Here is a 22,901-nt window from a genome sequence, read left to right as displayed (position 1 = left end):
CGCGCGGCACGTCTGTCATCTGGCCCCGAGGGGCGACTTGATCGCGCGGGGCGCGAACCTAGGTCGCGGCACCTGTTTCCGGGCCATCCCGTCCGTCACGAGGAGAAGACATGCGCCGCGACCGCCTTACCGACGAATTCATGGACCGGCTCAGGGACCGGACGCCCGGCGAGACGGAATTCCATCAGGCGGTGGAGCACGTCACCCGCGACGTCATCACCATCGAGAAGGCGCATGCGGATTATGCCGCCGCCAAGGTGCTCGAGCGGCTGACGGAGCCCGACCGGATCGTGAGCTTCCGCGTCACCTGGCAGGACGATGCGGGCGAGGTCGAGGTCAACCGCGGCTGGCGCGTGCAGTATTCGAACGCCATCGGGCCCTACAAGGGCGGGCTGCGCTTCCATCCCTCGGTCACGCCGTCGGTGCTGAAGTTCCTGGGCTTCGAGCAGGTGTTCAAGAACGCGCTCACCGGATTGCCGCTGGGAGGGGCCAAGGGGGGCAGCGACTTCGACCCGCGAGGCCGCAGCGACGCCGAGATCATGCGGTTCTGCCAGTCGTTCATGCTGCACCTCGCGCCCTTCATCGGGCCGAACCGCGACATCCCGGCCGGCGACATCAACGTCGGCACGCGTGAGATCGGCTGGCTCTTCGCGGCCTACAAGCTGCACGCGGGCGCGTTCGCGGGCGCGCTCACCGGCAAGGGGCAGTCCTTCGGCGGCTCCGCCGTGCGGACGCAGGCCACGGGCTACGGGCTCGTCTACTTCGTCGAGGCGATGCTGGCCGAGCGGCGCGAGGATCTCGAGGGCAAGCGCGTGGCGATCTCGGGCAAGGGGAATGTCGCGACGCATGCCGCGCTCAAGGCCGCGGCGCTCGGCGCCAGGGTCGTGACGCTGTCGGACACGTCGGGGACGCTGCGCGCGCCCGACGGCTTCAGCGCGCATGCGGTCGACTGGGTGCGGGCGCGCAAGGCCGCGGGCGAGGACATCTCGTCCCCGCCCCGCGACCTCGGTCTGACCTTCGCCGAGGGGGCCATGCCGTGGACAGAGGAGGCGGAGATCGCGCTGCCCTGTGCCACCCAGAACGAGATCGACGGCGACATGGCACAGGCGCTCGTCGACGGCGGCACCCGCATCGTGGCGGAAGGCGCGAACATGCCGCTGACGCCCGAGGCCGCGGACGTGATCGGGCGGTCGGGCATCGTCTACGCGCCCGGCAAGGCCACCAATGCCGGCGGCGTGGCGGTGTCGGGGCTCGAGATGAGCCAGAACAGCCACCGCCGGCCGGCCAGCGCGGCCGAGGTCGACGCCGACCTGCGCGAGATCATGCGCCGCATCCACGCGGTGACGCTGGAGGAAGGCCGCGATGGCGACCGTCCCGATTACAGCCGGGGTGCCAACATCGCGGGCTTCCGCAAGGTGGCGGACGCGATCACCGCAATGGGCGCGATCTGAGCCGCCGGGCCGGCGACGCCTCGCGCGGCGCCGCCGGTTCCGGGCCGGTCAGGCCGCGCGCAGGCGGCGGGCGCCGAAGAGTGCCAGCTCGATCGCGGCCACCACGAGGAGCGACAGGCCGACCAGCGGGAAGAAGACGCCCGCCGCGACCGCGATCACCAGGATGCCGCGCGGGATGCGCCAGTCGGCCGGCACGGTCGGCGCGCCGAGCCCGCGCGCCGGGCGGCGTTTCCACCACATCACCACCGCCGAGACCGACAGCAGCACCATGGCGAGGCAGGCGACCGCCAGCACCACCTGGTTGGCGACGCCGAAGGCCTGCCCCATGTGGATGGCCACTCCCCATTCCGCCGCCCAGCCGAGCGCCCCGAGATCGTCGATGCCCATGTCGAAGAGGATCTCGCCGGTATACTGGTCGAGGTGGATCACCCGTTCCTGGCCGATGTCGTGCGGATAGACGGAGGCGGTGAAGACACCCGTCGGTCCCGACGGCATGTCGAGCGCGTAGCCCGGGTGGATGCCCGCGTCCTCGACAATCGCGACGACCGCGTCGATCGCCGCGGGCACGCCCCGGGAGGCGCCCGAGACCGGCATCGGCTGCTTCTCGAGGATCCACGGGCTGCGGTCGAGCGCCTCGCCTGTCGGCACGGTCGAGGTCGGGTAGTCCGACCAGTAGCCGTCCGGCATGCCGATCCCGGCCGCGTAGGACAGGTCGTAGAACTTCGATCCCCAGATGCCCGACCACGGAAGGCCGGTGAGCGCGAGGAAGACGATGAAGCCCGCGGTGTAGAGGCCCGTCACCGCGTGGATGTCGCGCCACCAGGGCCGGCCGGTGGTGCGACGCGGCGCGACCACACCCACGTTCCGCCCGCGCGGCCACCAGAGGTAGATGCCCGTCGCGACAAGAAGCACCATCCAGCCCGCGACCGCCTCGATGATCCGGTTGCCCCACCAGCCCACGTATTCGAGCGAGTGCAGCTTGCGCACCACGTGCATCGCCGGCGACCCGGACGCGCCCGCGTCCCATGCGGTGCCGAGAACGGTGGCGTCGTAGGGATTGACGAAGACGATGTCGCGCGTGCCGTCCTCGCGCGTGATCCTGACCTCCGCCGCCCGGTCGGGCCCGGCCGCGGGCGTGTAGACCTTGAGCGTGCCGGGATGGGCCTCGAGCGCCGCGGCGGTGATCGCCGAGGGCGGGCGCTGCGCGCTGTCCCGGGGCGCGACGATGCGCAGGTCGGATTGTGCGGCGAGGGTGTATTCGTCCTTGAAGAGGTAGATCGCGCCGGTGATCGCGATGAGGATGACGAAGGGCAGGACGATGAGCCCCGCGTAGAAGTGCCAGCGCCAGACGGCGCGATAGAGGGCGGACGTGCCGGCCTCGCGGATCGCTGCGTGAGACATGGAACCTGTTCCGAATGCTGTTGTCGTGAGCGCCGCGCCCGTCCCGGCCGCAGCGGTAGTCGCTGTCCGTGCGCCCGAAGAAACGGAGCAGACGGGCCTGCCGGTTTCAGCCGGCGCGTGGAGGACGGATTTTTTCCCGTCATGCGGGCGGCGTCCCGCGGCGGTCGACCGGCCGCAGGGTGCCACGGCGCCGCCTCGGCGGCGCCGGCGCGCGCAGTCGGAAATCAGGCGTGGTGCGGCGGCGCGAATCCCCGGCCTCGAAACGGCGCGAGGGCGCGTCCGCGGGGCAGGGCACCGGTCCCGGCGAAGTGTCCTTTCGCACCCCGGCCCTCTTTGAAAAGTCGAGCGACGCCAGTCGGTTATCTGCCGGCTTGACGGGGCGCCCGCAGTTTGTGATTGCAAGTCGTCACGTCATGAGACAGTTTGAGCGCAATCGCTCAATCTGGGGGGATTCATGAGCGAAGAAAATCGCCATAGCGAGATTCGCAGCCTGCTGCTGGACCAGCCGTTCCTGTCTGTGAACGATCTCGTCGCCTATCTGGGCGTGTCGCCGGCGACGGTCCGGCGCGACATCGACAAGCTCGACGAGCTCGGATTCGCAAAAAAGGTCTACGGCGGCATCATCGCGAGCGGCGCCTCGCGGCGGCGCGCGGCCATCGCGCTGCCCTTCAGCGACAACCGCGACATCGCGGTCGACGCCAAGCGGTCGATCGGCCGCGAGGCGGCGCGGCTCGTGCGGGACGGGTCGATCATCGTGGTGCACGGCGGGTCGACCTGTTTCCATTTTGGCGTGGAGATCGCCGACCGCAACGTGCGCGTGCTCACCCATTCCATGCCGCTCGCCGGCTATCTCGCCGAATACGGGACGTGCCAGCTGACCGTGGGCGGCGGCGACCTGCACCGCGAGCCGGGCATCCTGTGCAATGCCAGCGCGCCGGTCGCGCCCAATTTCTTCGCCTCGCAGTTCTTCGTGGGCGCGCTCGGCGTGGACAGCCGCGGCTGCCTCGAGAGCCACCCGCTCCTGGTGAAGTTCGTGCAGGACTTCGCCGAGGTGGTGAACGAGGTCGTGCTGCTCGTGGACAGCCGCAAGTTCGAGGAACGCGCGCCCAAGGTCGCCCTGCCGCTGCAGCGGATCGCGCGCATCATCACCGACGACGGGCTGAGCGATGTCCACGCCCGGATGCTCGAGGACCAGGGCGTCGCCTTCACGACCGCGCCGGTTTCGGGCGGAACAAGGGAGAAGGCTGGCTGATGACCGAACCCGTCCTGAAGATGTCCGGCATATCCAAGACGTTCGGCCCGGTCCGCGCGCTGCACGACGTGTCCCTGACCGTCTACCCGGGCGAGGTGCACGCGCTCATGGGCGAGAACGGCGCGGGCAAGTCGACGCTGATGAAGATCCTTTCGGGCGCCCACGTGCCCGACCGCGGCGGGGAGATCACCGTTGCCGGGACGCCGCTGCCCTTCGGCAAGCCCAAGGTGGCAAAGCAGTTCGGCATCGCGGTGATCTACCAGGAGCTGTCGCTGGCGCCGAACCTCACCGTGGCGCAGAACATCTTCCTCGGGGAGGAGATCGCGCGGCGCGGGGTCGTGAACCGCGCGGAGATGCGCCGGCGCACGCAGGCGATCCTCGACCGGCTCGGCGTGGAATTCCGGCCCTCGACGCTGGTCTCGCGCCTGTCGCTCGGGGAACGCCAGCTCGTGGAGATCGCGCGCGCCATGTCGGTCAACGCGCGCATCATCGTGATGGACGAGCCGACCACGTCGCTGTCCAGCCGCGAGACCGAAAAGCTGTTCGGCGTGATCGCGGGCCTCAAGGCGGAAGGTATCGCGGTGATCTACATCTCGCACCGGATGGACGAGATCTACCGGCTGTCCGATCGCTGCTCGGTGCTGCGCGACGGCAGCTATGTCGGCACGCTCGAGCGCGACGCGCTCGATGCCGAGACGCTCGTGCGCATGATGGTGGGCCGCGACGTGTCGTCGTTCTACAAGAAGGACCACACCCCGACCAAGGGCGCCCGCGACGTGGTCATGACGGTCGAGAACCTGGGCGACGGGCAGTTCGTGACCGGGTGCTCCTTCGAGGTGCACCGCGGCGAGGTCCTGGGGATCGCGGGGCTCGTCGGGTCCGGGCGGACCGAGCTCCTGCGTCTCATCTTCGGTGCCGACCCGCGCGCGACGGGCCGCGTGATGCTCGAGGGCACCGACGTCACGCCGGCATCGCCGCGGCACGCGCTCGATGCCGGGATCGCCTACCTGACAGAGGACCGGAAGGGCCTCGGCCTCTTCCTCGACATGACGATCCGCGACAACATCAGCATGGCGGTGGCGGAGCGCGACGCCCGCAGTCTCGGCCGGATCGACGTGGCAAAGGCGCGTGCACGGGCGCGCAGCGCCGTCGAGACGCTCGGCATCCGCACGCCCTCGGTGCGCCAGACGGTGGGCGCGCTGTCGGGCGGCAACCAGCAGAAGGCGCTGATCGCGCGGCTGCTCGAGGTAAATCCGCGGGTGCTGCTGCTCGACGAGCCCACCCGCGGCGTCGATGTCGGCGCGAAATCCGAGCTCTACCGCCTGATCGACCGCCTCGCGCAGGAGGGTCTCGCCATCGTCATGGTCTCGAGCGAACTGCCCGAGATCATCGGCGTGGCGGACCGCTGCCTCGTCATGCGCGAGGGATACATCGCCGGCGAATGCACCGCCGGCCCAGAAAGCCCAATCCGCCAGGAGGACATCATGGCCTATTCGACCGGATCGGCCGGCGGCGTTGCCCGGGAGACCGTCCAGTGACCGACGCAGCCTCCCGCACCGCCACGGCCCGACGCGAGCAGTTCAAGACGATGATCATGGCGCTCGGCATGTTGCCGGTGCTGATCCTGCTCGCCCTCGGGTTCGAGCTCATGACCGGCAAGTTCCTGTCGGTGAACAACATCTCCATCGTCATGCAGCAGGCATCCATCAACATCGTGCTGGCCGCGGGCATGACCTTCGTCATCCTGACGGGCGGCATCGACCTGTCGGTGGGCTCGATCCTCGCCGCGTCGGCGATGGCGGCGGTGATCGCCTCGCTCTGGCAGGGTCTGGGCTGGCTCGGCGTGCCGCTCGGGATGCTGATGGGCCTGGTCTTCGGCATCGCCAACGGGGCGATCATCGCCTTTCTCGGGTTGCCGCCCTTCATCGTGACACTGGGCTCGCTGACGGCGGTCCGCGGGGTGGCGCGGCTGATGGGCGGGGACACCACCGTCTTCAACTCGGACCTGCCCTTCGCGGTGATCGGCAATGGCAGCCTTTTCGGCGTGCCGTGGCTCGCGATCATCGCGATCGCCGTGATCCTGCTGTCGTGGGGCATCCTGCGGGGCACGGTGCTCGGCACGTGGATCTATGCCGTGGGGGGCAACCGCGAGGCGGCGCGCCTGACCGGCATCAAGGTCACGCTCGTCCTGCTGTTCGTCTACGGCATGTCGGGCCTCATGTCGGGCCTCGGCGGCGTCATGTCGGCCTCGCGGCTCTACGCGGCGAACGGCCTGCAGCTGGGCCAGGCCTACGAGCTCGACGCGATCGCGGCGGTGATCCTCGGCGGCACGAGCCTGGTCGGCGGCGTGGGCTCCATCTGGGGCACTCTCATCGGCGCTCTCATCATCGCGGTCCTGTCGAACGGCCTGATCCTGACCGGCGTGTCGGACATCTGGCAGTTCATCATCAAGGGCCTCGTCATCATCCTCGCGGTGGCGCTCGACCGCTACCGCATCAAGGGGGGCGCGCGGACCTGACCCCGGGCCCGCGCACACGGAACCATACGCATCAACAGGAGGATTTCATGCGTGACCTGAAGAGACTTCTCACCGGCACCGCGCTCGCCCTCGGGCTCGCGACGGGCGCCGCTGCCCAGGACAAGGAACTGCAGAGCGTCGGCATCTCGGTCGGCCTGCTCGGCAACCCGTTCTTCGTCGCGACCATCAAGGGCATCGAGGACGCTGCCCGCGAGATCAATCCCGACGTGCAGATCACCTCGGTCTCGGCCGATTACGACCTGAACAAGCAGGCGAGCCAGATCGACAACTTCATCGCGTCGGGCGTCGACATCATCATGCTGAACGCGGTCGACGCGGCGGCCATCGAGCCGGCGGTCGCGCGGGCCAAGAACGCCGGCATCGTCGTCGCGGCGTTCGACGTGTCGGCGCCGGGCGCCGAGGTCACCGTGATGACCGACAACGTCGCCGCCGGCCGCAAGGCGTGCCAGTACATCGTCGACCAGCTGGGCGGCGAGGGCGACGTGGTGCTGATCAACGGGCCGCAATCGTCCTCGATCATCGACCGCGCGGCCGGCTGCTCCGAGGTCTTCGAGGCGAACGAGGGCATCAACGTGCTCTCCGACGACCAGAACGGCCAGGCGTCGCGCGAGGGCGGGCTGCAGGTCATGCAGGGCCTGCTCACCCGGTTCGACAAGATCGACGGCGTCTTCGCGGTCAACGACCCGACCGCGCTCGGGGCGGCGCTCGCGGCACAGCAGCTGAACCGCAGCGAGTTCATCATCACCGGCGTCGACGGTGCGCCTGACGTCGAGGAGGCACTCGCGAGCGGCAACAGCCTGATCAAGGCGTCGGCCTCGCAGGACCCCTACACCATGGCCGCGCAGTCCATGGAGATGGCCTACGAGATCTTCCAGGGCAACACGCTCGAGGAGGACACCGTGCTGCTCGAACCCGAGCTGATCACCTCGGAGAACGTCGGCGAGTACCAGGGCTGGACCGCCGCCCGTTGAGCCACGCTCGGCGCGCCGCCCCGGCGGCGCGCCACCCGCCACATTGACCCAAGGACCGACATGCTGCTCGACGCGCTCAAATCCGCCGTGCTGGAGGCAAACCTCGCCACCGTCAGAAGCGGCCTCGTCACCGCGACCTTCGGCAATGCCAGCGGGATCGACCGCGACAGCGGCACCGTCGCGATCAAGCCCAGCGGCGTGCCCTACAACGAGATGACGCCCGACCAGATCGTCGCGGTGTCGCTCGACGGGGCGCTGATCGACAACCGGATGAAGCCGTCCTCGGACCTCGACACGCATCTCGTGCTCTACCGGGCATTTCCCGAGATCGGCGCGGTCATCCACACCCATTCGACCTATGCCACGATCTTCGCGCAGGCGCTTGTGCCGATCCCGCCGCTCGGCACGACCCATGCCGACTATTTCCGCGGCGCCGTGCCCGTGACCCGCCACCTGAGCGAGGAGGAAATCCGCGACCGCTACGTCGCCGCCACCGGCGACGCGATCGTCGAGGTCATCGGGGACCGCGACCCGCTCGAGGTTCCCGCGGCCCTCGTCGCCTCGCACGGGCCCTTCGTCTGGGGCCGCACCCCGCAGGACGCGGCGCTCAACGCCCTCATCCTCGAGGAGGTCGCGCGCATGGCGTGGTCCTCGATGATGCTGCGGCCGGCGCTGCCGGCCATTCCGGACGCGCTGCTCGACCGCCATTTCCTGCGCAAGCACGGCGCCCACGCCACCTACGGACAGACCGGAGCCACCCGATGACCCTCGTTGCCGGAGCCGATTTCGGGACCCTCAGCGTCCGCGTGACCATCATGGACACCGACGCGGCGCGCGTCGTGGCGACGGCGGTCGCGGAATACCCGCTGAAACGTTCGGACAGCGATCCGCACCTCGCGCAGCAGGCGCATTCGGACCACATGGAGGCCCTGACCTCGGCGATGCGTTCGGCGATCGCCGACGCGGGCATCGACGGGACCGAGATCGCCGCCTTCGCGGCGGACACGACCGGCTCGAGCGTCGTCGTCGTCGACGAGACGCTCACACCGATCGACGACTACTACCTGTGGTGCGACCACCGCGCCGCGCGCGAGGCCGCCGAGATCACCGAGGCGGCCCATGCCGACGGGATCGAGGCGATCCGCTGGTGCGGCGGCGTCTATTCGCACGAATGGGGCTTCGCCAAGCTCCTGCACTTCCTGCGGCACAATCCCGGCCTGCGCGACCGCGCGGCGACGGCGCTCGAACATTGCGACATGCTCGTCGCGACGCTCTGCGGCATCACCGACCCGCGCGAGGTCCCGCGCTCGGTCTGCGCCATGGGCCACAAGTGGATGTGGGGCGAACGGTGGGGCGGCTACCCGCCGCAGGACTTCCTGAGTCGGGTCGATCCGCTGCTCGACGGCTGGGTCGCGCGCATGGGCGGACGGTTCGGAACCGCGACCGAGATCGCGGGCCACCTGTCGCCCGACTGGGCCGAACGGCTGGGACTCCGGGCGGGCATCCCGCTGCCTTTCGGCGCCTTCGATTCGCACTGGGACGCGATCGCCGCGGGCTGCCGGCAGGGCGACATCGTGAACGTGGTCGGCACCTCGACCTGCATCATCGCCGAGGGCCCGCCGGACATGGAGGCGGTGCCCGGCATCTGCGGCGCGGTCCCGGGCAGCGTCGTTCCGGGCGCCATGGGCGTCGAGGCCGGGCAATCCGCGACCGGCGACATCTTCTCGGCCATCGCCGCGCGGGCGGGCACCGACGTCGCGACGCTGATGCAGAAGGTGGGGACGCCCGCGCCGGGGGCGAGCGGCCTCCTGCGGCTCGTCTGGGACAACGGCGACCGCACGGTGCTCGTCCGGCCGGACCTCGGCGGCGTCACGCTCGGCTGGGACCTGGGCCACCGTCCGGAGCACGAGCTGCACGCCGCGATCGAGGGCATGGCGATGCATGTCCGGGTCATCACGGAGCGGATGCGTGCAGGCGGGCTCGAGGCGGCACGGATCATCAACGGGGGCGGCATCCCGCCCAAGAACCCGCTGCTGAACCAGGTCTATTCGGATGTCATCGGCACCGACGTCTACGTTCCGGAACATCCCTCGACCGGCATCGGCGCCTGCATCTTCGCGTCCGTCGCGGCCGGGGCATTCCCGTCGGTGAAGGACGCGCAGTCGCGTCTCAGCCCGCGGCTGACGGTCTACCGCAGCGATCCCGAGCGCCACGCGGCCTATGCCGCGCTCTTCGAGCTCTTCTCCGACCTCTATTTCGGCTTCGGCGAGGGGCGCCCGGTCGACCTCGGGCGCGTCCTGCCGACGCTCCGCCGCTACCGCACGGGCGCCGCCGCCTGACCGCGACGGCCGCGCCTTGTTCCCAAGATGTTCTCGTTCGGTTAGAAGGAGGCAGGCGCGACCGAAGGGGGCAGGACATGGTGGCAGCGGATTACCTGGACAAGCTCAACGCGAACCAGCGCGCGGCGGCAACCTTCGGCGCGGAGGGGGCCGCGCCGGCGCCGCCGCTTCTCGTCATCGCGGGCGCGGGGTCGGGCAAGACCAGCACCCTCGCGCACCGCGTGGCGCACCTGATCGTCACGGGCGCGGACCCGCGCCGCATCCTGCTCATGACCTTCTCGCGCCGAGCCGCGACGGAACTGACCCGGCGGGTGGAGCGGATCACCGCGCAGGCACTCGGCACCGGAATCGCGGCCGAGGCGCTGCTCTGGGCGGGGACGTTCCACGGAATCGGCGCGCGAATCCTGCGGGAGAACGCGACCGCCATCGGCCTCGCCCCCGACTTCTCGATCCATGACCGCGAGGACAGCGCGGACCTGATGAACCTCTGCCGGCACGGGCTCGGCCTGTCGCGCACGGACAGCCGCTTTCCGACCAAGGGCACCTGCCTTGCGATCTATTCGCGAACCGTGAACTCCGAGGTTCCGCTCGGCCACGTGCTGCGCGACCATTTCCCTTGGGCGGCCGCGTGGGAGACCGAGCTCCGGCAGCTCTTCGCCGCCTATGTCTCGGCGAAGCAGGCGCAGAACGTGCTCGATTACGACGACCTGCTGCTCGCCTGGGCGCAGGTCATGGCGCACCCGGACTTCGCCGCGCATGTGGGCGCCGCGTGGGACCACGTGCTGATCGACGAGTACCAGGACACGAACCGGCTGCAGGCGCGCATCCTCCGGGCGCTGAAGCCCGACGGGCGCGGCCTGACCGTGGTCGGCGACGACGCGCAGTCGATCTACGCCTTCCGGGCGGCCACGGTGCGCAACATCCTCGACTTCCCGCAGGGTTTCACGCCGCCGGCCGAGATCATCACGCTCGACCGCAACTACCGCTCGACCGGGCCGATCCTCGCAGCGGCGAACGCGGTCATCGGCGAGGCGCGGGAGCGATTCACCAAGGACCTCTGGACCGACCGGGCCTCGGACCGCAAGCCGCGGCTCGTCACCTACGCGACCGAGGCCGACCAGGCGCGGCACATCGTCGACCGTGTGCTCGAGGACCGCGAGACGGGCCTCCGGCTCAGGGACCAGGCGGTCCTCTTCCGCACCTCGAGCCATTCCGCGCAGCTCGAGGCCGAGCTGACCCGGCGCAACGTGCCCTACGTGAAATTCGGCGGGCTCAAGTTCCTCGACAGCGCGCACGTGAAGGACCTCCTGGCGTTCCTGCGGCTCGGCCTGAACCCGCGCGACCGGGTCGCGGGGTTTCGGGTGCTGCAGCTCGTGCCCGGCGTGGGCCCCAAGGCCGCGGGGCGGGTGCTCGACGCGCTCGACCTCGCCGCCGACCCGCTGGCCGCCCTGCACGACGTCGCCCCGCCGCCCCGCGCCGGCGACGCGTGGGGCGCCTTCGTCGCGGCGATGACGACGGCGGCACCCTGGCCCGCCGCGCTCGGGCTTGCCCGCGCCTGGTACGATCCGCATCTCGAGCGCCTGCACGAGGATGCCGAGGCGCGGCGCGCTGACCTCGCGCAGCTCGAGCAGATCGCGACCGGCTACGGGTCGGCCAACGCCTTCCTGACCGAGCTGACGCTCGATCCGCCGGACGCGACGAGCGACCAGCCCGGCGTGCCGCTCAAGGACGAGGACTACCTGATCCTGTCGACGATCCATTCCGCCAAGGGGCAGGAATGGCGCTCGGTCCACGTGCTGAACTGCGTGGACGGCTGCATTCCCTCGGATCTCGGGACCGGCACCACCGACGAGATCGAGGAGGAACGCCGCCTTCTCTACGTGGCGATGACCCGGGCGAAGGACCATCTGTCGCTCGGCGTGCCGCAGCGGTTCTACGTCACGAACCAGACCCGCAACGGCGACCGGCACATCTACGCCCTGCGCACCCGTTTCGTCCCTCAGGCCATCCTGTCGCATTTCGAGGTGACTCACTGGTCGCCGCTGCAGGCTGGACAGCCCGCCCGGCCCGCGCCGGCGCCGATCGACATCGGCGCGCAGATGCGGAACATGTGGGCCGAGTGAGGCGCGGGCATCGTCCTGCGCGCACCACTCGGGCCCGCTCGGGTCAGATGCTGACGAGCAGCAGCGCCACGGTCGTCGCGAGCACCCCCAGCAGGACCTTGCGGAAGAGCGTCTCGCTCAGCCGTCCCGACAGGCCCACGCCCGCCGCGATCCCGAGGGCGAGTGCCGGCAGGAGCCATGCCGCCAGCCTCAGGGACACGGTGCCGAAGCCTGTCAGGAGCGCGTAGCTCGCCACGTTGGCGCCGTAGGCGAAGACGAAGAAGGCGAGGATCGTGGCGCGGACGGTGCCCCTGTCGAAACCCCGCACCGACATCCAGGTCGCGGCCAGGGGGCCGGGCATGGCGAGCACGCCGCCCATGACCCCCGCGAGGGTGCCGACCAGTCCGGTCTCGCCCGCCGCCGGCGGCATTCCGGATGCCGCCCCGCGGCCCCTGCGCATGTCGAGGAGGAGCGTCGCGGCCACGAATGCCACCATCGCGGCGGCGCAGAGCTTCAGGGCGGCGACGCTCAGCCAGGTCTGCAGGACCAGCCCCGCCGTGATCCCGACGACGCCGCCCGCTATCAGCCGGGTCAGGACCGTCCGGTCCATTGCGCCGCGCAGGCTCGGCGCCAGGACGAGGGCGATGGCGAGGTTGTGCAGGGCACTGATCTGGATGGCCTCGGTGCCGTTCAGCGCCACGAGGAAGATCGGGCCGGCGATGACGCCGTACCCGATCCCGGTGGCCGCCTGCAGCATGGCCGCGCCGAAGACGGCGAGGCAGAGCAGGGTCAGAAGCGCCGGGTCCATCTGGGTCTCCATGAAAACGGCCGGACCACGGGCATGATCCGGCCGGATGCGGGGGGGCGGGGTGCGCCGTTCAGTCCAGCGTCACCCGTTCGGGCGCGAGGGCCGACAGGAAGCTGTCGTCGACATAGGCGCCGATCGAGTCGCGGGTGGGCACGTCGCCCTTGATCGAGCCGCGGGCGTTGATCCAGACGCCCTGCTCGACCATCAGGTCGACGAGCGCGTCGTCGAGCCCGATCTCGAAGGTGTAGCTTGCCGAGGCGGCCGCGATCTCGTCCGTGTCGAGGGTGCCGCCCAGGACGCGGGACACCGCCTCGTGCGACGCTGCCGGGTCCGAGACCACGATGTCCTCCGCCGCGATCAGCGCATCCAGCACCGCGGTGACGGCGTCGGGGTTCTCGTCGATGATCTCCTGCGTGGCCACGAGGATGAAATGCGTGTCGTAGCTCGAGATCGGGATCTCGCGGTAGGCCTCGCCCAGCGTCTTCTGGGCGCCACCGTAGAAGGACGGGAACATCGCGCCGGCGAAGATGTCGCCGCGGGCGAGGGCCGGCACGATGTCGGGCGGGCCGACCGAGACGATCTCGGCCTCGATGCCGGCGGCCTTCAGTTCGTTCTCGAGCCAGAAGTGCACGTTGGTGCCGGCGGTCACGCCGATCGGCTTGCCGGCCAGCTTCTCGACGCTGTCGATCTCCGGGTCGCCGGCATGGATGATGCGCGTGGCCTGGTAGCGCGACAGGTCGGCTATGACCTTGAACGCCTGGTCGCGCATGGCCCCGATCACGGCGGGAAACTCGGCCATCACGGCGACGTCGAGCTGGCCGCCGAGCAGCGCCTCGAACGCCGAGCGGCCGGACTGGAACGGGATGACGTTCACGTCGAGACCCTTCTCGGCGAAGAGTTCCCGGTCCATCGCGACGGCGAGCTGCGGGATGTCGAGATAGGCGCCGCCGCCGAACGTGATCTCGGTTTCCTGTGCGGTGGTGCCCTGCGCCAGCACGGCAATGCCGCCCGCGAGGAACATGGTTCTGAAGCCATGGTGCATGTCTGATCTCCTGTTGGTTCTTTCTTGTTTTCAGTGGTCGTCCGCGCCGGGCTGGCGCAGCAATCCGATGATGTGGTTGCGGTTGCGCAGGAAGCTTTCCGTCACCTGGTGGGCGCGGCGCGGCCGGTCATCGGTGATTTCCATCGTCTCTATGATGCGCCCGGGGCCCGCGCTCATGATGTGCGCCCGGTCGGACAGGATCAGCGCCTCGTCGACGTCGTGGGTGACGAAGATCACGGTCGCCTTGTGCGCCTCCCAGACCCTGAGGAGGATCTCGTGCATCACGACCCGCGTCTGCGCGTCGAGCGCGCCGAAGGGTTCGTCCATCAGGAGGACCTTGGGCGAGGTCACGAAGGTCCTGGCCAGCGCGACCCGCTGGCGCATGCCGCCGGACAGCTGGCCCGGGTAGTTGGCCTCGCGTCCCTCGAGCCCGACTTCCTTCAGGGCCGCCATGGCGCGGTCCCGCCGTTCCTCCTTGGAGAGCCGGAAGCGCTTCAGCGCGAACATCACGTTGCCCAGCGCGGTGAACCAGGGAAACAGCGCGTATTGCTGGAAGACGACCCCGACATCCGGGTTGATGCCCGTCACGGGCTCTCCGTCCAGCCGGATCGTGCCCTCGGAGAGCGGGACGAAGCCACCGACCGCGTTCAGGAGGGTGGACTTGCCGCAGCCCGAAGGGCCGATCAGCGAGACGAAGGAGCCTGGTTCGATCACGAGGTCGGTCGGTGCGAGCGCCTCGATCCGCTTGCCCTTCGGGCCCTTGAAGGAGACCGCGGCGCCTTCGACGTCGATCCGGCCGAGTTCGGTGCGGGGCATGCTGTGGGGTTCCACGACGAGGTTCAGTGCGGCTTGCATCATGCGCTCTCCCAATGGACCAGCCGGCGGCTGATGAGGACGAAGACCGAATCGAGCAGGGCTCCGAGGATGCCGAGCTGGATGAGCCCGACGAACATGCGGTCGGTCTGGATGAATTGCCGCGCGTCCTGCAGCCGGAAGCCGATGCCGGACGACGCGCCGCTCAGTTCCGCCGCGACGAGGCTGAGGAACGCCAGCGCGGCCCCGAGGCGCAGGCCCACGACGATGTGCGGGGCCGCGGCCGGAACGACCACCTCGAAGAACTCGCGGAACCGGTTCGCCCCGAGCGAGCGCGCCGCCCGGATGTAGGTGCTGGCGACGCTCGAGGCGCCGGCATGCGTGTTGAGCCAGACGGCGAGGAACACGGTGTAGGCGATCACGAAGTACTTCGATCCCTCGCCGATGCCGAACCAGACGATGGCAATCGGCACGAGCGCGATGGCCGGGATGGGCCTCAGGAGCGTCAGGAACGGCTCGAGCAGCAGCGATACCGCGAAGACCCGCGCGGTGAGCAGCCCCACGAGGACCCCCAGCGTCGCGCCGATGGTGAAACCGATGGCCGCGCGCTTGAGCGAGATCTGCAGGTCGCTGATCAGGACCCCGTCGCGGTAGAGCTCGACCGCGGCGGCAAGCACCTGCGGCGGCGTGGGAAAGAGGTTCTGGTTCACGAGCCCCAGACCCGAGACCAGCCACCAGACCGCGACCACGCCCGAGAGCGAGATGATCAGCTGGCCGTATTTCTTGAGATGAGAATCCATCGTGACGTCCTTTCATCTGTACCGGAAATCGGCCGAACGGCCGTGACACCGGATGATCGGCGCAGCGCTGACCGCGTCCTGCGCGCGTTTCCGGTTGGACTTCAGGAATTCCTCGGAATCCCACCCGACCGGGCGGGATCCCTCCATGATGCAGCGGCCGTCGACCACAACCGCGTCGATCTGGTCGCGGTTGTAGAGCCGGACCAGTTCCCACTCGAAATCCCAGGAGGGCGTGACCTCCGGCTGGCGACGGTCGAGCACGAGGAAATCGGCGCGCTGCCCGGCGACGATCTGTCCGGTGACGCCCGCGAGGCCCGCGGCGTCGGCGCTGCCGCGCGTCGCGCCGTCGATCCATGTCCAGGCGGCGCCGCAGGAGAAATCGGCGTTCTGCATGCCCTGTGACAGGCGCTGCGCGGTCTCGGCGGATTCGAGCAGGCGCAGCGCGTCCGACCGCGTGCTGTCGGTGCCGATGCCGAAGCGCACGCCGCGGGCGGCAAAGCCCAGAGCAGGGGCGACCCGGTCGCCCTTCCACGCGCTCGCGAGCGGGTTGTAGCTGACGGCTGACCCGGTCTCGCGCAGGATCTCGATCTCGTGGTCGGTGACGAGGGTGCAATGGTGGTGCAGCGTGTGCGGCCCGACCGCGCCATGCTCGGCGAAGACCTCCAGCGGGCGCCGGCCATAGGTGCAGACGCTCCAGTGCACCTCCACGTGGTGCTCGTTCGTGTGGATCTGGAAGAGGACGCCGCGCTCGGCCGCGTAGTCGGACAGCGCGCGGATCATCTCGACCGGCGCGCTCTGCACCGCGGGGATGCAGAGCGAGGGCGTGATCAGGGGCTGTCCCGCGCAGGCGTCGATATGCGCCTCGGCGCGCCGCAGGGCGGCATCGATCGCCTTCGCGGTCTCGCAGGCGGTCGGCCGGTGCGGTCCGTCGACGGGAAGCGCGCCCCCCGTGGCCGAGACCAGGCGGATGCCCACATCCTCTGCCGCCTGATGCAGCGCTGCCGCCTTTTCCCCGTCGAGGACGGCGAAGTTGACGATGCCGGTGAAGCCGCCGCGCAGCGCCTCGAGGAACATCCACTTGGCCGAGACGTGCACTGTGTCGGCATCGTAGCTCGATTCCATCGGGGCCCAGATGCGGCGCCAGATCTGCGCGGGCTCGCCGCCGGTGATGGCCTTGCCGAAGGCCTGGCCGAGATGCGTGTGGGCGTCGATGAACCCGGGCACGATGGCGCGGTCGGGCATGTCGGTGATCGGCGTGCCCTGCGCCTGCCGCTCGAATTCGGCCCGCGGCCCGACAAAGGCGATGCGGTTCTCGCGGACCTGCACCACCATCCCGTCCCGGGCGCCGGCGGGCGTCAGGACGAGGTCGGGGGCGAGCGCGTAGCTGCGTCTTCGGGTGAGCTCCGGCAGTCCGGTCATGGGTCCGTGGTCCTTGTCTCGGGTCCGCCCGGGGCCGGGCGGCGGCTTGCGGGAACTCTAGACAAGTGAAGCCATAGAAGATAATACGAAGATGTGCCGTACTCATAGGCTGAACCTATGGAGTTTGACTTTGATCAATATTCGGCAGCTTGAGTGCCTGCGTGCCGTGATGATGTGCGGAAACGTGACGCAAGCGGCGGAAATGCTGGGAATCGCGCAGCCCTCGGCCAGCAGCCTGATCGCCAATCTCGAACACGCGCTGGGCTTCAAGCTGTTCGACCGGGTCAAGGGCCGGCTGGTGGCGACGCCCGAGGCGAAGTTCCTCATGCCGGACGTGCAGCGCACGCTGGAAAGCGTCGAGCTCACCAAACACCGCGCGCGACAGATTCGCGACAACCGCCGCGGCGATCTGGTGATCGTCTCCTACCCGGACCTCGCCATCGACTTCCTGCCCGAGGTCCTCAGCGCGTTCCTCGCCGACCGTCCGGCCGTCCGCGTCCACCTGCAGGCGCGGCGGTCCGAGATGATGACCGGCCTGCTGCAGACCCACGACTTCGACCTCGCGATCTCGACGCGGCTCGCCGAGACGCACAGCCTCGACGTCCAGGAATTCGCCATCCCCTGCATGATCGCCTACCAGCGCGGCCAGGCGCCGCCGGGCAGGCTCGCGCTCGAGCCGATGGACCTGCAATCGGAAACGCTGATCTGCGTCAGCGCGAACCACCCGAGCACGATCCAGCTGGCCGAACGGTTCGACCAGCGCGGCGTGGCCTTTCCCGGTACCGCGATCGAGACGCAGACCTTCGAATCCGTCTGCGGGTTCGTCCGCCGCGGCGTGGGCGTCGGGCTGATCGACGCGATCACCGCGCGCCGGTACCGCCACGAACTCGACATCCTGCGGTTCGTGCCGGAGGTCTGGCAGACGATCTACCTGCTGCGCCCCCTCGACCGGCCGACCTCGCGGATCACCAACACCTTCACCGACGGCCTCGCCCGCAGGATCCGCGCCCTGGCGGAGCGTGACGGCGCGGCCGCGCCGTAGCCGCCTGTGTCGGCCTGAGGGACAGGCCCGTCACGCGCGGGATGCGCGGCGGATCGGACGGCTGATTTTCGGAGATTGGCAAGTGGTGCCCAGGAGAGGACTCGAACCTCCACGTCCATACGGACACCAGCACCTGAAGCTGGCGCGTCTACCATTCCGCCACCTGGGCAGGTTGCGTGACGGGGCGTTTAGACCCGGGCTCGGGCGGTGTCAACGCCCCTCGCGGAGAAAACCGCGTGCGGCGGCCTGTCGGCTTGCCCGCCTTGGCCCGCACCGATAGAGAAGGGCGCGAGCACCGCGCGAGGGAGTATCGGCATGTCCAAACTCGTCACCATCTACGGCGGCAGCGGCTTCGTCGGACGCTACATCGCGCGCCGCATGGCGCAGGAGGGCTGGCGCGTGCGCGTGGCCGTCCGCCGGCCGAACGACGCGATCTTCGTGCGGCCCTACGGCGTCGTGGGTCAGGTCGAGCCCGTCTTCTGCAACATCCGCGACGATGCCAGCGTGCGTGACGTGGCGCGCGGCGCGGACGCGGTGGTGAACTGCGTGGGCGTGCTGACCGAGATCGGCCGCAACACCTTCGACGCCGTGCAGGCCGAGGGGGCCGGGCGCATCGCGCGACTCGCGGCCGAGGTGGGCGTGCCGCGCATGGTGCACGTCTCGGCCATCGGCGCGGACGCGGAGTCCCGCAGCGCCTATGCCCGCACCAAGGCCGCCGGCGAGGAGGCCGTGCTGCGCCACATGCCGGGCGCCGTGATCCTGCGGCCGTCCATCGTCTTCGGGCCGGAGGACGCGTTCTTCAACCGTTTCGCGGCGATGACGAAACTCGGCCCGGTGCTGCCCGTCGTGGGCGCCGGCACGCGGTTCCAGCCGGTCTACGTGGACGACGTGGCGCGCGCGGCGGTCGCGGGCATCCTCGGCACGGCCGCGCCGGGCATCTACGAGCTGGGCGGGCCGGACGTGAACACGTTCCGCGAGCTCATGCAGCAGATGCTGCGCATCGTGCGCCGCCGCAAGCTCATCTTGAACGTTCCGTTTCCGGTGGCGTCGCTCATGGGCGGGGCGTTCGGGCTGCTGCAGAAGATGAGCTTCGGGCTGATCCTGCCGCCGCTGACGCGCGACCAGGTGGCGAACCTCAAGCGCGACAACGTGGTGAGCGGCACCCATCCGGGCTTTGCCGATCTCGGCATCGAGCCCGTGTCTCTCGAGGCGGTGCTGCCCGACTACCTGTGGCGGTTCCGCCCGTCGGGCCAGTATTCCGAGATCAAGGAATCCGCGCGCAACCTGCGCCGCATGTGACGCTCCGGGGCGCGTGCGCCCCGGCCCGCGGGCACGTCGTGCCCGCAGTCGATGCGGCGGGCGCACCCCGCTCCCGCCGCATCGCCGGACCGGCGGCTAGCGCCGGTGCGCAGCCGCGACCAGCCCGGTCAGCAGCGGCGCGTTGCGGCAAAAGTCCGGCGGCGCGTCCGCCGGAACCTGCAGCGCGTCGAGCCAGCGGTCGCAGGCGCAGGGCGCCGCGCAGCCCGTGCAGCGCAGGACCGCGTCGGCGAGATCGTCGAACGCCATCTCTCCCCTCAATGTCGCCTCCTCGAGGTCGACACCGAGCGCGGTCGCCATCCGGTCGACGAGTGCCGCGTGACGTTTCAACGTGGCTCGGCCCTGCATCGCATTCTCCCTCGCTGGCATCCGACAGCGGCAGGATAGGCGAGGCGCGGGCCACGCGCCTTGACCTGGATCAATCGGGGATCAGAGACCCGCGGCGGTGCGGCGCACGACCTCGATGCGCTGCGCGTTGGGCGGGTGCGTGCCGAGGAAGCGGTTCCCGGGGTCGGGGATGCGCATGAAGAACTCGGCGCCGCGCACCGGGTTGTAGCCCGAGCGCGCGGTGATGATCGTGCCCAGACGATCGGCCTCGAGCTCGAATTCCTTGGAATAGGTGCGGGCGCCCACTGCGGCGCCGAACTGTTCGGCCGAGCGCACGCTCTCGGGGCCCGCCCCGGTCATGGCGGCGAGCCCGGAGAAGATCACGGCGCCCACGGCGGCGTTCTGCTGCGACCGCGCGAGGTGGCCCAGGATGTGGTGCGAGGCCTCGTGGCCCATGACGAAGGCCAGTTCGTCCGCGTTGTCGACGGAGGCGATGAGCGCGAGGTTGAAGGCGAGGATCGGCCGGCCGGCGCGGTCGAGCGTCTGGAACGCGTTCGGCGCCTGGCCCGGGCGATCGTCGACCACGATGATGAAGTTGCAGTTGGCGTTCGACGCGACGCGGCGACACTCGGCCTCTGCCACCGGCTCGACGGTATCGACCACCTGCACGAACTGGCGCGCCGCGCGCTCGGCGCGGTTGCGTAGCTCTCCCTGCTCGGTGACGAGCGGCCCGCCGGGTTCCGTGGTCGGCACGTCGCTGCCCGGCGGCACCGGCGACACGTCGATCGGGGCGCAGGCGGCGAGGGCCGCGCCGAGGCAGAGGACCAGCGGGAGCAGGCGGCGCATGAAGGACTCCGGCACGCTTCAGTGTGACATGTCCTGAATAAGCGCGCGCCCGCCGACCGGCCACCCATTTCTGCGTGACTTGGCATCGGCCCGCCGACACCTATCTGCGCGCCATGACCGACGAGCTGACCGTGATCTACAACGACACCTGCCCGATCTGCGCGCGCGAGGTCGCGGGCTACCGGCGGCTGACCCGGACGCACGGCCTCGACATCGCCTTCCGCGGGCTTTCGGGCGGTGATCTCGCGCGATTCGGCCTGACCAGGCGCGATGCGGCGCGGCGGTTCCACGTGATGAAGGACGACGTGCTGGTAAGCGGGATCCCGGCGTTCGCGCTCGTCTGGGAGCGCATCCCGCGGCTTCGCTGGCTGGCCCGCACGGTGCGGCTGCCGGTGGTCGCGCCGGTTGCAGCGGCGCTCTACGATCACGTGGCGGCGCCCGCGCTCTTTGCCCTGCACCGCCGCAGGGAAAGACTGGGCAAGGCCGTGCCGCGCGGCTAGGCTGGCGCCATGTTCAGCATCGAGCACGAATTCGACGCGACGGTCGTCACGCTGGTCGACGAGGGTCCCGCGCCCCTGCAGGAGGACGTGGTGGTGAACTCGTTCGAGGAATGCATCACCGTCGAACAATACGATCCCCGGACCGACCAGGTGATGCGGATCACCCTGTCGATCAGCCAGATGCGCGATCTCGCCGCGGCGATCCAGCTGCCCGAGGGCGTGTATTCGAGGAAGGACGCGGGCACCGGCGGCTAGGGCCGGGCTTGCCTGCGACAGGCGTCCGGCGCGGACGCGCGCAGTTGAAACCGCCGGCGCGAGAGGCGACATAGGCGCGGACCGACATCCCGGAGGGACCCATGCCGCCCCGCAACGACGCCGCGCTCGACTTCCTGCTCACCCGCCGGTCCCGCCCGGCAAAGACGCTGCGCGCGCCCGCCCCGGATGCCGACGCCCTGCGCCCGATCCTGACCGCGGCGGCGCGCACCCCCGACCACGGCAAGCTCGAGCCCTGGCGGTTCGTGGTTCTGGGGCGCGCGGCGCTCGACGCCATGGCGGAGACGGCGCTGGCGCGTGCCGCGGTGCTCGCGCTCGATCCAGAACAGGCCGAGAAGGGCCGGGCGCAGTTCGCCGACAGCCCGCTCTGCGTCGCGGTGATCGAGGTGCAGCGCGACGCGCCGAAGATCCCCGCGATCGAGCAGACCTATTCCGCCGGCGCCGCCTGCCTCGCGCTCCTGAACGCGGCGCTGGCCGCAGGGTGGGGCGCCAACTGGCTGACCGGCTGGCCCGCGCATGACCGCGGTTTCGGCGAGGCGACGGTGGACCTTGCCGCGCACGAGCGCGTGGCGGGGTTCGTGCATCTCGGGACGGAGACCTCGGCGCCGCCCGAGCGGCCGCGGCCCGACCTCGACGCCATCACCGACTGGTCGCGCGCATGATCCTGCGAGCCGTCCTGCGCGCGATCGGCCAGCTCGGCGACGATCCGCGGTTCCGCCGGGTGCTGTGGACCGGGCTCGCGCTGACCGTCGCGCTGCTCGCCGCCTTCTACGTGGCCTTCGTGTGGCTGGTGACGTGGCTCGTGCCCGACACGTTCAGCCTGCCCTGGGCGGGCGAGATCACGTGGCTCGACGACGTCGCGGGCGCGGGGTCGATCCTGCTGATGCTGGTGCTGTCGGTGTTCCTTATGGTGCCCGTCGCCTCGGCGATCACCTCCATGTTCCTCGACAACGTGGCGCAGGCGGTGGAGGACCGGCACTATCCCGCGCTGCCCGAGGCGGAGCGCATCCCGTTCCTCGACGCGGTGCGCGACACGGCTGGGTTCATGGGTGTGCTGGTCGCCGCCAATCTCGGGGCGTTCCTGCTCTACCTGCTGCTGCCGCCCTTCGCGCCCTTCATCTTCTGGGCGATGAACGGGTTCCTGCTGGGGCGGGAATACTACACCCTGGCCGCGATGCGCCGGGTCGGCCGGGCTGGCGCGATGGCCCGGAGGCGGCGGCATGCCGCGACGATCTGGATCGCGGGCGTGCTGATGGCGGTGCCGCTGTCGGTGCCGATCCTGAACCTTCTGGTCCCGATCCTGGGTGCCGCGACCTTCACCCATCTCTTCCACGCGCTCGAGGCGCGCTCGGCCCGCGTCTGAGGGCTACTGGGTGTCCTCGACGGGCGCGGGGCCCATGCGCCCGAAGAAGTCGATGTCGCGCACGCCGATCCAGCCCGAGACGATGATGCCGGCCACGATCGCCCAGATCACGAAGGTGATGGCGGTGGTGATCCAGGCCTTGCGGCCGAGATTGTGAACCTCGGGCGAGGCGGAATGGGTGCCCGGCACGACCTTGCCGAGGTCGCCCTGCGTCTTGAGGCGGATCGGGATCACCACGAGGAAGGTGAGGAACCAGATCACGGCGAAGAGGACGAGTGCGGATGCGATCGACATGG

The 22,901-nt window shown here is 70.0% G+C and carries 23 protein-coding genes and 1 tRNA gene; 14 read left to right on the top strand and 10 right to left on the bottom strand.

What is annotated here, in order from left to right; translation table 11 throughout:
* The first annotated feature begins 110 nt into the window (after nucleotides 1–110).
* Entirely contained in the window at nucleotides 111–1,451 is a 1,341-nt protein-coding gene (gene gdhA, locus RISW2_RS16605) for an NADP-specific glutamate dehydrogenase (protein WP_043773305.1), read from the top strand.
* 48 nt (nucleotides 1,452–1,499) lie between these two features.
* Here the strand turns inward: gdhA and RISW2_RS16600 are convergent, their stop codons facing one another.
* Nucleotides 1,500–2,852, bottom strand: coding sequence for a PepSY-associated TM helix domain-containing protein (locus tag RISW2_RS16600; protein ID WP_043773303.1), 1,353 nt, complete (start codon nucleotides 2,850–2,852; stop codon nucleotides 1,500–1,502).
* Between the two features lie 454 nt (nucleotides 2,853–3,306).
* Between RISW2_RS16600 and RISW2_RS16595 the strand changes: the two genes are divergently transcribed.
* The 7 genes from RISW2_RS16595 (at nucleotide 3,307) to RISW2_RS16565 (ending at nucleotide 12,076) form a co-directional block, all read left to right on the top strand.
* Nucleotides 3,307–4,104 carry a DeoR/GlpR family DNA-binding transcription regulator gene (locus RISW2_RS16595; protein WP_043773301.1) on the top strand — a complete coding sequence of 266 codons (798 nt, stop codon included), beginning with the start codon at nucleotides 3,307–3,309 and terminating at the stop codon, nucleotides 4,102–4,104.
* A complete protein-coding gene (locus tag RISW2_RS16590) occupies nucleotides 4,104–5,642 on the top strand; it encodes a sugar ABC transporter ATP-binding protein (protein ID WP_043773299.1) in 1,539 nt (512 codons plus the stop codon). Before RISW2_RS16595 ends, RISW2_RS16590 begins: the two co-directional genes overlap by 1 nt.
* A complete protein-coding gene (locus RISW2_RS16585; protein ID WP_043773298.1) occupies nucleotides 5,639–6,622 on the top strand; it encodes an ABC transporter permease subunit in 984 nt (327 codons plus the stop codon). Before RISW2_RS16590 ends, RISW2_RS16585 begins: the two co-directional genes overlap by 4 nt.
* Before the next feature lie 47 nt (nucleotides 6,623–6,669).
* Nucleotides 6,670–7,614: an ABC transporter substrate-binding protein gene (locus tag RISW2_RS16580; protein ID WP_043773296.1), complete on the top strand. Its 945-nt coding sequence runs from the start codon at nucleotides 6,670–6,672 to the stop codon at nucleotides 7,612–7,614.
* A gap of 60 nt (nucleotides 7,615–7,674) precedes the next feature.
* Nucleotides 7,675–8,379, top strand: coding sequence for an L-ribulose-5-phosphate 4-epimerase AraD (gene araD, locus RISW2_RS16575; RefSeq protein ID WP_156943879.1), 705 nt, complete (start codon nucleotides 7,675–7,677; stop codon nucleotides 8,377–8,379).
* Nucleotides 8,376–9,953 (top strand): ribulokinase, encoded by a 1,578-nt coding sequence (locus RISW2_RS16570; RefSeq protein ID WP_043773294.1) that lies wholly within the window; start codon nucleotides 8,376–8,378, stop codon nucleotides 9,951–9,953. The genes araD and RISW2_RS16570 overlap by 4 nt, the downstream gene beginning before the upstream one ends.
* Nucleotides 9,954–10,030: 77 nt before the next feature.
* On the top strand, nucleotides 10,031–12,076 hold the full coding sequence (locus tag RISW2_RS16565; protein WP_043773292.1) for an ATP-dependent helicase: 2,046 nt from the start codon (nucleotides 10,031–10,033) through the stop codon (nucleotides 12,074–12,076).
* A 43-nt stretch (nucleotides 12,077–12,119) separates the two neighbouring features.
* On the opposite strand, the gene RISW2_RS23600 is transcribed toward RISW2_RS16565, so the two are convergent.
* The 5 genes from RISW2_RS23600 to RISW2_RS16540 all read right to left on the bottom strand — a co-directional run bounded on the left by RISW2_RS23600 (nucleotide 12,120) and on the right by RISW2_RS16540 (nucleotide 16,937).
* A complete protein-coding gene (locus RISW2_RS23600) occupies nucleotides 12,120–12,863 on the bottom strand; it encodes a sulfite exporter TauE/SafE family protein (RefSeq protein WP_162164340.1) in 744 nt (247 codons plus the stop codon).
* Nucleotides 12,864–12,933: 70 nt separating this feature from the next.
* Nucleotides 12,934–13,905 (bottom strand): ABC transporter substrate-binding protein, encoded by a 972-nt coding sequence (locus RISW2_RS16555; RefSeq protein ID WP_043773290.1) that lies wholly within the window; start codon nucleotides 13,903–13,905, stop codon nucleotides 12,934–12,936.
* Between the two features lie 30 nt (nucleotides 13,906–13,935).
* Nucleotides 13,936–14,763, bottom strand: coding sequence for an ABC transporter ATP-binding protein (locus RISW2_RS16550; RefSeq protein ID WP_244437609.1), 828 nt, complete (start codon nucleotides 14,761–14,763; stop codon nucleotides 13,936–13,938).
* Nucleotides 14,760–15,518, bottom strand: a complete 759-nt coding sequence (locus tag RISW2_RS16545) for an ABC transporter permease (RefSeq protein ID WP_043773288.1) — start codon at nucleotides 15,516–15,518, stop codon at nucleotides 14,760–14,762. Before RISW2_RS16545 ends, RISW2_RS16550 begins: the two co-directional genes overlap by 4 nt.
* A 12-nt stretch (nucleotides 15,519–15,530) precedes the next feature.
* Nucleotides 15,531–16,937 carry an amidohydrolase family protein gene (locus RISW2_RS16540; RefSeq protein ID WP_043773286.1) on the bottom strand — a complete coding sequence of 469 codons (1,407 nt, stop codon included), beginning with the start codon at nucleotides 16,935–16,937 and terminating at the stop codon, nucleotides 15,531–15,533.
* Between the two features lie 91 nt (nucleotides 16,938–17,028).
* On the opposite strand from RISW2_RS16540, the gene RISW2_RS16535 reads away from it, so the two are divergent.
* Nucleotides 17,029–17,979, top strand: a complete 951-nt coding sequence (locus RISW2_RS16535; protein ID WP_084615450.1) for a LysR substrate-binding domain-containing protein — start codon at nucleotides 17,029–17,031, stop codon at nucleotides 17,977–17,979.
* A gap of 83 nt (nucleotides 17,980–18,062) precedes the next feature.
* Here RISW2_RS16535 and RISW2_RS16530 read toward each other — a convergent pair.
* A tRNA-Leu gene (locus RISW2_RS16530) sits at nucleotides 18,063–18,148 on the bottom strand.
* A gap of 146 nt (nucleotides 18,149–18,294) precedes the next feature.
* Between RISW2_RS16530 and RISW2_RS16525 the strand changes: the two genes are divergently transcribed.
* Nucleotides 18,295–19,278 (top strand): complex I NDUFA9 subunit family protein, encoded by a 984-nt coding sequence (locus RISW2_RS16525; RefSeq protein WP_043773282.1) that lies wholly within the window; start codon nucleotides 18,295–18,297, stop codon nucleotides 19,276–19,278.
* A gap of 96 nt (nucleotides 19,279–19,374) precedes the next feature.
* Here RISW2_RS16525 and RISW2_RS16520 read toward each other — a convergent pair whose 3' ends face one another.
* Nucleotides 19,375–19,644, bottom strand: a complete 270-nt coding sequence (locus RISW2_RS16520; protein ID WP_043773280.1) for a DUF6455 family protein — start codon at nucleotides 19,642–19,644, stop codon at nucleotides 19,375–19,377.
* A gap of 81 nt (nucleotides 19,645–19,725) precedes the next feature.
* The gene (locus RISW2_RS16515) at nucleotides 19,726–20,469 is read right to left on the bottom strand and encodes a M48 family metallopeptidase (protein WP_043773279.1); all 744 of its coding nucleotides are present in this window, start codon (nucleotides 20,467–20,469) and stop codon (nucleotides 19,726–19,728) included.
* Between the two features lie 113 nt (nucleotides 20,470–20,582).
* On the opposite strand from RISW2_RS16515, the gene RISW2_RS16510 reads away from it, so the two are divergent.
* The 4 genes from RISW2_RS16510 (at nucleotide 20,583) to RISW2_RS16495 (ending at nucleotide 22,605) form a co-directional block, all read left to right on the top strand.
* Complete coding sequence (locus RISW2_RS16510) at nucleotides 20,583–20,969, top strand: thiol-disulfide oxidoreductase DCC family protein (RefSeq protein WP_043773372.1); 387 nt, start codon at nucleotides 20,583–20,585, stop codon at nucleotides 20,967–20,969.
* A 9-nt stretch (nucleotides 20,970–20,978) separates the two neighbouring features.
* A complete protein-coding gene (locus tag RISW2_RS16505) occupies nucleotides 20,979–21,224 on the top strand; it encodes a hypothetical protein (RefSeq protein WP_043773277.1) in 246 nt (81 codons plus the stop codon).
* A gap of 101 nt (nucleotides 21,225–21,325) precedes the next feature.
* Nucleotides 21,326–21,904, top strand: coding sequence for a nitroreductase family protein (locus tag RISW2_RS16500; protein ID WP_043773275.1), 579 nt, complete (start codon nucleotides 21,326–21,328; stop codon nucleotides 21,902–21,904).
* Nucleotides 21,901–22,605, top strand: a complete 705-nt coding sequence (locus RISW2_RS16495) for an EI24 domain-containing protein (protein WP_043773273.1) — start codon at nucleotides 21,901–21,903, stop codon at nucleotides 22,603–22,605. Before RISW2_RS16500 ends, RISW2_RS16495 begins: the two co-directional genes overlap by 4 nt.
* A 3-nt stretch (nucleotides 22,606–22,608) precedes the next feature.
* On the opposite strand, the gene RISW2_RS16490 is transcribed toward RISW2_RS16495, so the two are convergent.
* Entirely contained in the window at nucleotides 22,609–22,899 is a 291-nt protein-coding gene (locus RISW2_RS16490) for a DUF1467 family protein (protein WP_043773271.1), read from the bottom strand.
* Between the last annotated feature and the right edge of the window lie 2 nt (nucleotides 22,900–22,901).

Source organism: Roseivivax isoporae LMG 25204, from assembly GCF_000521865.1.
GTDB lineage: Bacteria > Pseudomonadota > Alphaproteobacteria > Rhodobacterales > Rhodobacteraceae > Roseivivax > Roseivivax isoporae.
The sequence above is the reverse complement of the archived record's forward strand: the minus strand, read 5'-3'. Positions and strand labels throughout refer to the sequence as shown.

Excerpts from the sequence above, each read along its gene's own strand:
- gdhA (WP_043773305.1), top strand. The coding sequence starts at position 111 with ATGCGCCGCGACCGCCTTACCGACGAATTCATGGACCGGCTCAGGGAC.
- RISW2_RS16600 (WP_043773303.1), bottom strand. The coding sequence starts at position 2,852 with ATGTCTCACGCAGCGATCCGCGAGGCCGGCACGTCCGCCCTCTATCGC.
- RISW2_RS16595 (WP_043773301.1), top strand. The coding sequence starts at position 3,307 with ATGAGCGAAGAAAATCGCCATAGCGAGATTCGCAGCCTGCTGCTGGAC.
- RISW2_RS16590 (WP_043773299.1), top strand. The coding sequence starts at position 4,104 with ATGACCGAACCCGTCCTGAAGATGTCCGGCATATCCAAGACGTTCGGC.
- RISW2_RS16580 (WP_043773296.1), top strand. The coding sequence starts at position 6,670 with ATGCGTGACCTGAAGAGACTTCTCACCGGCACCGCGCTCGCCCTCGGG.
- araD (WP_156943879.1), top strand. The coding sequence starts at position 7,675 with ATGCTGCTCGACGCGCTCAAATCCGCCGTGCTGGAGGCAAACCTCGCC.
- RISW2_RS16570 (WP_043773294.1), top strand. The coding sequence starts at position 8,376 with ATGACCCTCGTTGCCGGAGCCGATTTCGGGACCCTCAGCGTCCGCGTG.
- RISW2_RS16565 (WP_043773292.1), top strand. The coding sequence starts at position 10,031 with ATGGTGGCAGCGGATTACCTGGACAAGCTCAACGCGAACCAGCGCGCG.
- RISW2_RS23600 (WP_162164340.1), bottom strand. The coding sequence starts at position 12,863 with ATGGACCCGGCGCTTCTGACCCTGCTCTGCCTCGCCGTCTTCGGCGCG.
- RISW2_RS16555 (WP_043773290.1), bottom strand. The coding sequence starts at position 13,905 with ATGCACCATGGCTTCAGAACCATGTTCCTCGCGGGCGGCATTGCCGTG.
- RISW2_RS16550 (WP_244437609.1), bottom strand. The coding sequence starts at position 14,763 with ATGATGCAAGCCGCACTGAACCTCGTCGTGGAACCCCACAGCATGCCC.
- RISW2_RS16545 (WP_043773288.1), bottom strand. The coding sequence starts at position 15,518 with ATGGATTCTCATCTCAAGAAATACGGCCAGCTGATCATCTCGCTCTCG.
- RISW2_RS16540 (WP_043773286.1), bottom strand. The coding sequence starts at position 16,937 with ATGACCGGACTGCCGGAGCTCACCCGAAGACGCAGCTACGCGCTCGCC.
- RISW2_RS16535 (WP_084615450.1), top strand. The coding sequence starts at position 17,029 with ATGTGCCGTACTCATAGGCTGAACCTATGGAGTTTGACTTTGATCAAT.
- RISW2_RS16525 (WP_043773282.1), top strand. The coding sequence starts at position 18,295 with ATGTCCAAACTCGTCACCATCTACGGCGGCAGCGGCTTCGTCGGACGC.
- RISW2_RS16520 (WP_043773280.1), bottom strand. The coding sequence starts at position 19,644 with ATGCAGGGCCGAGCCACGTTGAAACGTCACGCGGCACTCGTCGACCGG.
- RISW2_RS16515 (WP_043773279.1), bottom strand. The coding sequence starts at position 20,469 with ATGCGCCGCCTGCTCCCGCTGGTCCTCTGCCTCGGCGCGGCCCTCGCC.
- RISW2_RS16510 (WP_043773372.1), top strand. The coding sequence starts at position 20,583 with ATGACCGACGAGCTGACCGTGATCTACAACGACACCTGCCCGATCTGC.
- RISW2_RS16505 (WP_043773277.1), top strand. The coding sequence starts at position 20,979 with ATGTTCAGCATCGAGCACGAATTCGACGCGACGGTCGTCACGCTGGTC.
- RISW2_RS16500 (WP_043773275.1), top strand. The coding sequence starts at position 21,326 with ATGCCGCCCCGCAACGACGCCGCGCTCGACTTCCTGCTCACCCGCCGG.
- RISW2_RS16495 (WP_043773273.1), top strand. The coding sequence starts at position 21,901 with ATGATCCTGCGAGCCGTCCTGCGCGCGATCGGCCAGCTCGGCGACGAT.
- RISW2_RS16490 (WP_043773271.1), bottom strand. The coding sequence starts at position 22,899 with ATGTCGATCGCATCCGCACTCGTCCTCTTCGCCGTGATCTGGTTCCTC.